Here is an 8,200-nt window from a genome sequence, read left to right on the forward strand (position 1 = left end):
GCAAGCCCACAGATACCGTCTCCAAGCCAAATAGATGATGAGCAGAAGCAGCGTGGCGGCGCTCATTACGAAAACGGCAGCCAACCCAGGTCCTCCACACTTACCGCAAATTTACCGAACCCACAGAGGAGCCGGTTCAGAAGAAATCCTTGCACGCTGTCATGCCTACGACGGAGCTTGCATTACGTAGGCTTAGTCATCGAAGTACCGATCGAGCTTACCCTTGCGACGCACGTCAAGCGTCACGCAATGAAACCCACCGCCGAGCATTTTCGAATGGCGCAACTTGATGGGGATTACTTCGAGCCCATGCTTCTCGAGAAGCCTAATGAGAGCCGTTTGATCACGATCGACAACCACACATTCTGGGCTGATGCTGAACGCGTTCATATCAATCCAGTCACTGCCGATACATTTGGACAAATACTCGTCGCTATAGCGGTCTGTATTCTCCATCGGCGGGCTAAAGATCACCTCCCACTGCCTGAAGATTTCAGGCAGGTCTTCCTTGCCGACACGCGCTGGATTGCAGAGGATTAGCCCCGGCCTGAGCGCTACTAACGTCGAGTCGATGTGGCTTCCGAAATAGATGTCTTTCAACAAATGGATGCGGAACTTGTCACCAAGCACCGACTGCAGCCACTGACTACCCAATTCGTTACCGGTGGCGCTCACCAAGTAAACTAGGTCGTAACCGAAGCGCAGGACATTGGCGGCGTCAAATGCCGGCTCATCATTACGCGGCGTGGGCTTCGTCAAGTCGACATCAAACAATGAGTCGAGAAGCATAGGCTTCGGGGCGCTGATCCATTTTGCCCCAGACCTCATATAATCCAATAGCAAATTTCGATAACTAAAAGTTTCTTGAGAACGACTGCGAATGACATTGGGTGTCTCGATAATCTGATCGCCTATCACGAGCATAATGTCGCGCGGGCAATAGTTGTAGTATCCGGAAGATTCCCAATGAATTGTCGACAGTCGCTTTTCGTGGGCCCATGTCTCGGGCCGCTTTACGATGACGCCTCGACTCTCAAGCGCTTCGATGAACTCCTGAAGGTCCTCTTCGGCTTCTTCGATAATTTTCTCCGGGAAAGGGCCGCGCGGTAACTCGTCTAGTGGACGATCCGGATACTCCGCAACCTGCGTGCTCTTGTCGGGGTATGGGAAGCGTGCATTGAAGGGGTTGCCTACGATTACCTCCTCAAGCGGATCCCATTCGTTGCAACTCCACACGCGGCCACCTAGCGAACTTGCCGGCGGCTTCCCTACCGCGACACGCTCCATCAAACCATCACTTTCTATGGAGCTCATTTCAAAATCCCTTCCTCATATGAAGTAATTCACTTTCTGACTGACTAGGTGTGGCATCGAAGGAGTCCGTCGAGCTACCACCGCAAAGAGTTGCTGAAAAAATCAGGGATGACTGTTGCCTCCTCTCGAGCGATAGCCTGGTCGAGGACCAAGTCGGCGATAGCAATATCGAGCACACCAAGACCGAAGGGCGAAAATATTCTGGGCCTCTTGGGATCAATCACACATTTCTTGTCAAGAACGTCGACCAACGTCCCCGCAATAAAGTCGCGATTGCCGGTCTCCATCTCGGCCAGATGAACTGACGTCCTCTGCTTCAGACAATGGTCGATATCATCAACGAAGTTTTGCCCTTCAAGAATAACGTTGACTGCGATGTCACGCAAAGACAGGTGCAAGATTGTAGGCGCATGGGAGCATAGGTCAGGGTCGTCGAGGTAGGGTTCGAGCGCCGTCGTTGTAAACACAATCAGAGAAGCATTGGATATCGCGGCACCCAAGCTACGCTCAACTTCAGCGCGCTCGTCGTGGTTGCTTCTGAGCCATTGCGCGAAGCGTTCGGCCTCTGCGCGTTTGAGGTCAAAGAGGTTGATTCTATCAAAAGACCACCCCCGGAACTTGAGCCAATAGAAGGTGGCACGCGCAATAACCCCAGTTCCAACAATGCACAGGGTGCCCGTAAGCGGTGAAGGTGAAAGCGCCTCAGCACCCAATGCCGCAGAAGCGGCCGTTCGTGTCGCACTTATCAGCGACGCTTCCATGCATGCAACAGGATAACCTGTTCCCGGGTCGTTCAGAATCTGCACAGCGGATGCACGGGCCAAGTTCGCAGCCGTATTCTCCGGGAAGCTTGCAATCCACTTCAGACCACTTCTCTGGACGTCACCACCGAGACGTGCTGGCAAAGCGATAATACGGTCTCGTGGTTTTTCGGGAAAGCGCAGGAAATAGCTGTCGGGATTAATTGACTCACCTGCTGCATGCAGGCGGTATGCTTTTTCTATAGCTGAGAATATTTCGCTTGGACAATCATCAATTACGTCTTTCACCGTAGCTCCAGAAACAACATAGAATTCTGGCAGTGCGACCACGGCAGCTCCCCTCAACTCTCGGACACGACCGCCGCCGATGCCGACATGTATTGTTCCACCCACTCTGGGTTATAAATGGTATCGAGGTACTTGTCGCCCATGTCAGGAGATATGGCGACGACCGTCTCTCCACGCGCAAACTCAGCAGAGGTCGCTTTTATGGCAGCCAACACTGTCCCCGTGCTTCCTCCTACGAGCAGGTGATAGTCCTGCGCGAAGGACAAACACATCTTCACGGTCGTTAGCTCATCAACCGCGACGATCCTGTCAGGATCCGCGAAATCGGCGATGCTTGGCCGAACGCTCGTTCCCACTCCGGGAATATACCGCTTGCCTGGTCGGCCACCGAAGGTGACCGATCCTGTGGGTTCAACGGCCACGATCTTGATGCGAGGGTAAACCTCGCGCAGACGCTCACAGATGCCACCGAGCGTGCCCGTGGTTCCAGCACCAACAAAGATCCAATCGACCTGCTGGAATTCATCCGCAATTTCGTTGGCGGTCTGCTCTGCGTGGACCTTGATGTTGACGGGGTTGTCGTACTGGTTAAGCCAGACCGACTTTGGATTAGCCTTTAGAAGCTGATCGATAATCTCAAATCTTTTCTCCAGAAATCCGCCACCCGGCTCTCGGTCTTCGGCAACTATCACTTTGGCCCCGTACAACTGCATACCTCGAATGTTTGCCCGTGTGGCGTTAGAGTCTGTCACGCATACAAATTGGTAGCCCTTGCTCGCACAGACCATACTTAGTGCGATTCCGAGATTGCCTGAGGAAGATTCGATGATGACAGTTTCCTGAGGCTTTGCGATGCCACGCGCTTCAAGGTCCTCGATAAGACCGATTGCCGTCTTGATCTTTATGGAACCGGTGACATTGAAGCCTTCCAGTTTCAAAAAGACGTCGTGAACTCCGCCAAAGCCTCGTAGCCGATAAAACATGTTGCGGAAAAGAAGCTCAAGCGGTGAGTCGACGATCATTCAATGGTTCCCTGGGCAGGCGTAATTCAGCTCCATCAGCGTATTCAATCTTGACGAATCAGGGGCTGGGCAACGTGGCTGACTTATCCAAATCGAGGCAACGGCAAATTCGAACGCTGGACCCCCAAACTCTGGCCAGGTCCAACGCTCACTTGCCTGAGACGGGCAGTAGACCTATTCGACTTCGATCACCACCCCTTCGAACAACCGGCTCCTTGTGCAGGTCGTGATCTCGTCGGTCTCCAAGTCAATCTGATGAGCGGGGGATCCTTCGTAGCCGTCCCAAAACGTGCCCCAAGCTTTGAAAGACGGCGCTATCACTATGAATTTGAAGTCACTATCCCCGGCACCTCCTGCTGCCACCGGGAAATGCACGCTTGCCCGCATCTCTTCACCACCCTCCATAGATCTAGCTGCCTTGAGCCATTTCTTGGCAGCCGCAATGGCATCCTTTTCACTCTCTTCGCCTTCAAGCACGCAGTCGAAAGCTTGCCATGCTTCGATGGCGTGCACCGGGAAGGTCGCCGTCGATAGCAAGACCACAAGTGCAAACGGAATAATCTGTTTCATCTCGAACCTCCCAACAATTTGCAGTACACAGAATAGCACGGCCAGCTTCACTCAGATCGATGCAAGCCGAAACGTCGGATCTATTAGTGGCAGAACCATCTTACTACGCTGTCAGCAGTCACACCACTAAGCACATGTCCGCTTTGGGTCATTATCGGGCATCATGGCGGGAACCAGCCACTTCTGGTTTACGCTCATAAGCATGCATCCACAGCCTCGCGATTGAGGTCTGGTAAGTGCCAATAGCAGACATGAAGGGGCGTAAAGCGTGCCGCGCTTTTTCTTGCTTGAGCACACAGAGTACGAAGCCGGATTTAGTCGACTTTGATTTATCAAGCGGCGTCCGTAGTGAGGTCTGGAGAACGCCACAAAAGCCGGCGGTCGGCTCTATGCCCTACCAGTAACGTCGGGGATAAGGTCGGTAGTAAGGGCGAGTGTAGATGCGCGGCGGATACGCATAGGCCGGGGGCGGCGCGTAGTCGGGAGGCGGCGCATAAGCCGGCGCTGGCACGTAACCGTTAGGAGGATAGTATCCATAGGCAGGCACACAGTCGCCATAACGGTAGCACCGCCGAGCACGACGCCGGGCATGACGCCGGCGCCAGCCAACCTTCTCCACTATCGAGTTATTAAAGCCTTGAACTTTGACCGCGACAGCCGGTCCTGGATTTGCCTCGGCTGATGCGATACTGCCCAGACTAATGGCTGCAAGGACCACGGCAGTGAAGCAAAGAGCGTTGCGCATTGGAACGACCCTTGGGCTAGCTTCATCGTCAGCTTCCAAAGCCTTATCCTAACGCCCAGATCGAGGAGTCCGTCAAGGCGAGAATGCTCATTCGGCTAATTGCTAGGACTAAACCTGTCATGAAAGTCTGTTCTGGGTCATTAGCTATGTCCGCTTTAGGTCATGAGCCGACATCGACGAGACTAAAAGGCACGTCTGCTTTGCACCCGTAAGCAGACGTTCTCGACAGCTCACCTGATGTGCAACAAGTGCCAGAAGCTGACCTTTCCCTAGCTCAGACTAGCTTAGAGATCCTGCGTGGTAGAGATAGCCGAGTGTGCCTCGTATGCTGTAGTTCTTTGCAGCGTCAATTCTGAAACAATTCCGCTAGTTTAAAGAGCAAGGGACGACCATTCCTGAAGAGTACCCTAGTTCGCTGGGCTGACTGGATATCCCGTCATCTCCAGGTATCCCATCCCGGAGTGTGAACCGCTTACAACAACCGGGCCCTCCCAATAGGCTATCGAGAGGTCCATCCAGGCCTTCGGATTAATGGCTTCAATCGTCACATCGAGATTGTGCTCGGGCAACATAACATTCCAGCGCGTCGGCACCTGTCTTCCTGCTACCGATGTTCGCGATAGAGGTTCCATATTGAGATGCGGATGAGACATTGCGTGAGTGGCGCCATCCGCGCCAATCCATGTGGCGGACCTGTAGGCCGTTCCATCCGAATTCCTGAGTTGAAATCCCATGAGTTTTTCGCCGGTGTCCAGATGGAGCGATACCCAGTCCCAACCGGTTTGGTCGGCCGAGAGCGGTTGTGACGACCATTCGCGGTCGAGCCAGGCCTTGCCGGAGACCGTCACCGGGCCGTCCGGTAGTTTGATGGTGCCTCGCACCCGATAAAATGGCTGTGAGTAGTAATAACTCGCCTGACCGCTCTGGGATTTGACGGAATAGGCGTCATCCCCATGGAAGACCAGCGGGCCGTCGCTGACCAGTTCCATTTCATAGGAAAAATTTGGGCCGCTCGCCTTCAGCGTAAGCCGCTTCAACGCATCATCCGGTGGCTTTGCTTGCCCGCGCATTTCCCATCCGTTGATCCAGGCCCTGAACGGCTCGGCGGTCACGCCCGCCGTCCCAAGTCCACCCCTGGCGATGGTTTCAGACGTGAAATGCTCGTTAGCCGTCGTAACTGCAGAATGCGCGAACCATACCTGTCTAGGCGAGAATTGCGTCCCTGCTCCTGGTGACAGGGCCGACCGGAACAATGTCCACTGCATACCGTAGCGCTTGCCCTTCGCATCGCTGAGGTTGGCAGTGAGGTACCACCATTCGATCCGGTAATTTTCGTGCGCTGCGTGATCTGGCGGGAATACGAGGGGGTTGCCGCGCTCCGGCACCGCGAACCCCTCAGCATTAGTGCCCAGACCGGAAAACCCCTGACCCATAGCCTGAACCCCGCAAAGTAACGCGATTGTCGCCGTCACGATCAGGACGCGTCGGTTCCAGCTAGTTCGCATCAACGGCCTGCTTCAACAAGTTTGAGGGCGAGACCCTGGCGAGTCTGAGCGCGGGGTAGGCAGCCGCGACCAGCGCGGCGAGTACTGAGTACGCGATCAGCAGAGCCCAGTCACGCGGGTCGTAGTGAAACGGAAGCCGCCAGCCGAACGCCTCAACATTGATAACTGAAAGCAGGACCCAGCCCAGCATCAGGCCGACCAAAATGGCGATTAAACCAGTCAGCAAGGCCAAAAGCAGCGCGCGTAACAGTTCGAACCACGCAATTTGCGCTCGGGTCATCCCCATGGCCCACAGCGGCGCCAGCTGCGGCAGACGATAGGTCGACAGGATCACAAGGCTTGTGAGTAACGCGAAGACGGCGACGCCAAGCGTCAGGACATTCAGCGCAGCCGTGACAACGAAAGTCCGCTCGAAAATCTGCCGCGATAGTTGCTTGACCTCGGCTTGGTTTGCGATGTTCGAGCTCGGCAACGCAAATGTCTCCTGCAGGCCTCGAATGATCTCATCGGACTGGCTCGGGTCCACCCGGACGACGAACTGCCGCCGCGCCGTATCGGGATACCAACGCTCGAAAAGGTCGATACCGATCATCGCTTCGACTGACGGGTTTCCATAATCTGGATAGATCCCCACGATTTCCAGCACGTGGTCGCCTTCGATGTTCAATGTATCGCCGAGCTCAAGATCCAATCGCAATGAAAGTTGTTCGTTAATAAGTACGCCGTGGCCGGAAAAGATGCGGTCCCAGGCATCTTTCCTGGATGCCTTCAGTGGCCAGTCCCGTCGATAGGTCGCGTGATCGGCAACTCCATATAAGTCTCCGGTCGCCTTGGACAGGCGAACGCGCTCGCTTACCACGGGAAGGACCGCATCCACTCTCGGCGCCAACCATTGGGATATGGCCGCTGCCTCGTCTGCGGACCGTGCCGAGAGATAGACTTCAGCGGCCAGTCTTTTTTCCAGCCAATCGATAAACGTGGTCCGGAAGCTGCCGACCATCGTGCTGACGCCAATATTGGCCGACGCCGCCATCAGCAGCGCCATCAGCGCGATCGATAGACCCGGTAGCACGAATCGGGCATCGGCCAGAAACCACTCGGCAAGCGGCCCTCGTACGAATTTTGAAGCCAACGCGATGATCCAGCTCAACAGGGACGGAAGCGCCAGAGCAAAACCGACCAGCAAACTGGCCAGCGCAACAAACCCAGCTATAAGCCCATGGCCCAGGGCCATGAGAGTTGTGAACAGCGCTAACAGGGCAAGTGCGAGGCCAGCTTGAAGGCGCGACATTCGAAAAAGACGCATGCTTGAGCTGCTGGCCCCGTCCGCTTCAAGAATGGAACCGCGTGCGGTTTGGATAAATCCGCTAGTCGAGGCAAGTGCTGTACCCAGGAGCGTGATTGCGATGCCCGACAACAACCACTGCCAACGAAAGGTCAACGAACCGGAGACGTTTGCGCGATAAAGGCTCTCCAATGTCGCCGCCACGTCCGGCAGCAGCAACGCGGCTAGGAAGTAACCGCCAATCACACCGAGTATCCCGCCAATTAATGCCAGCACAAGGAGCTCTATCGCCAGGCTCGCGATGAGTTGCTGCCGCGACACGCCAAGCAGACGCAACGTCCTGAATACTACCCGCCGCTGCTCAAATGACAGGCTGATGATGCCGTAAACAACGAACAGGCCCACCACAAAAGAGAGAAAGCCAAACGCCGTTAGGTTGAGATGAAAACTATCGGTAAGCTCAGTCATCCCTGCACGATCTGCTGGTTCGGTCAGGATAACATCCGCAAATTCGCGCAGCGGGACCTGATCGCTCGGTTGATTCTCAAGCACGATGAGCTGGGAGAAGCCAGCGGCCGAGATATCCCCTTCGTTGCCCGGGAGAATTCGCGCCAGTGCGGAGAAATCACCGAGAACGGTATCGGGGGGTAGGCGGTCGGAGATCCAGATTTCGCCCGTTACGCCGCTGCGCTTGAGAAATGCAGCGGTCG

Annotated in this window: 7 protein-coding genes; all 7 read right to left on the bottom strand. The window is 55.2% G+C overall.

Annotation, left to right across the window (positions count from 1 at the left end; translation table 11 throughout):
• Window positions 1-192: 192 nt before the first annotated feature.
• Window positions 193-1,314 (bottom strand): amidinotransferase, encoded by a 1,122-nt coding sequence (locus AC33YF_RS11845; RefSeq protein WP_491777413.1) that lies wholly within the window; start codon window positions 1,312-1,314, stop codon window positions 193-195.
• Between the two features lie 74 nt (window positions 1,315-1,388).
• Window positions 1,389-2,468 carry a 2,3-diaminopropionate biosynthesis protein SbnB gene (sbnB, locus tag AC33YF_RS11850; RefSeq protein WP_491777414.1) on the bottom strand — a complete coding sequence of 360 codons (1,080 nt, stop codon included), beginning with the start codon at window positions 2,466-2,468 and terminating at the stop codon, window positions 1,389-1,391.
• Window positions 2,417-3,385, bottom strand: a complete 969-nt coding sequence (gene sbnA / locus AC33YF_RS11855) for a 2,3-diaminopropionate biosynthesis protein SbnA (protein ID WP_491777415.1) — start codon at window positions 3,383-3,385, stop codon at window positions 2,417-2,419. The genes sbnB and sbnA overlap by 52 nt, the downstream gene beginning before the upstream one ends.
• Before the next feature lie 174 nt (window positions 3,386-3,559).
• Entirely contained in the window at window positions 3,560-3,955 is a 396-nt protein-coding gene (locus AC33YF_RS11860) for a hypothetical protein (protein WP_491777416.1), read from the bottom strand.
• A gap of 394 nt (window positions 3,956-4,349) precedes the next feature.
• Window positions 4,350-4,700 (bottom strand): hypothetical protein, encoded by a 351-nt coding sequence (locus tag AC33YF_RS11865; RefSeq protein WP_491777417.1) that lies wholly within the window; start codon window positions 4,698-4,700, stop codon window positions 4,350-4,352.
• 407 nt (window positions 4,701-5,107) lie between these two features.
• Window positions 5,108-6,205, bottom strand: coding sequence for a lipocalin-like domain-containing protein (locus AC33YF_RS11870; RefSeq protein WP_491777418.1), 1,098 nt, complete (start codon window positions 6,203-6,205; stop codon window positions 5,108-5,110).
• Window positions 6,195-8,200, bottom strand: a 2,006-nt coding sequence (locus tag AC33YF_RS11875; RefSeq protein ID WP_491777419.1) for an ABC transporter permease, incomplete at its 5' end; no start/stop codon positions are given. The genes AC33YF_RS11875 and AC33YF_RS11870, both read right to left, overlap by 11 nt.

It is taken from the genome of Methyloceanibacter sp., assembly GCF_058506495.1.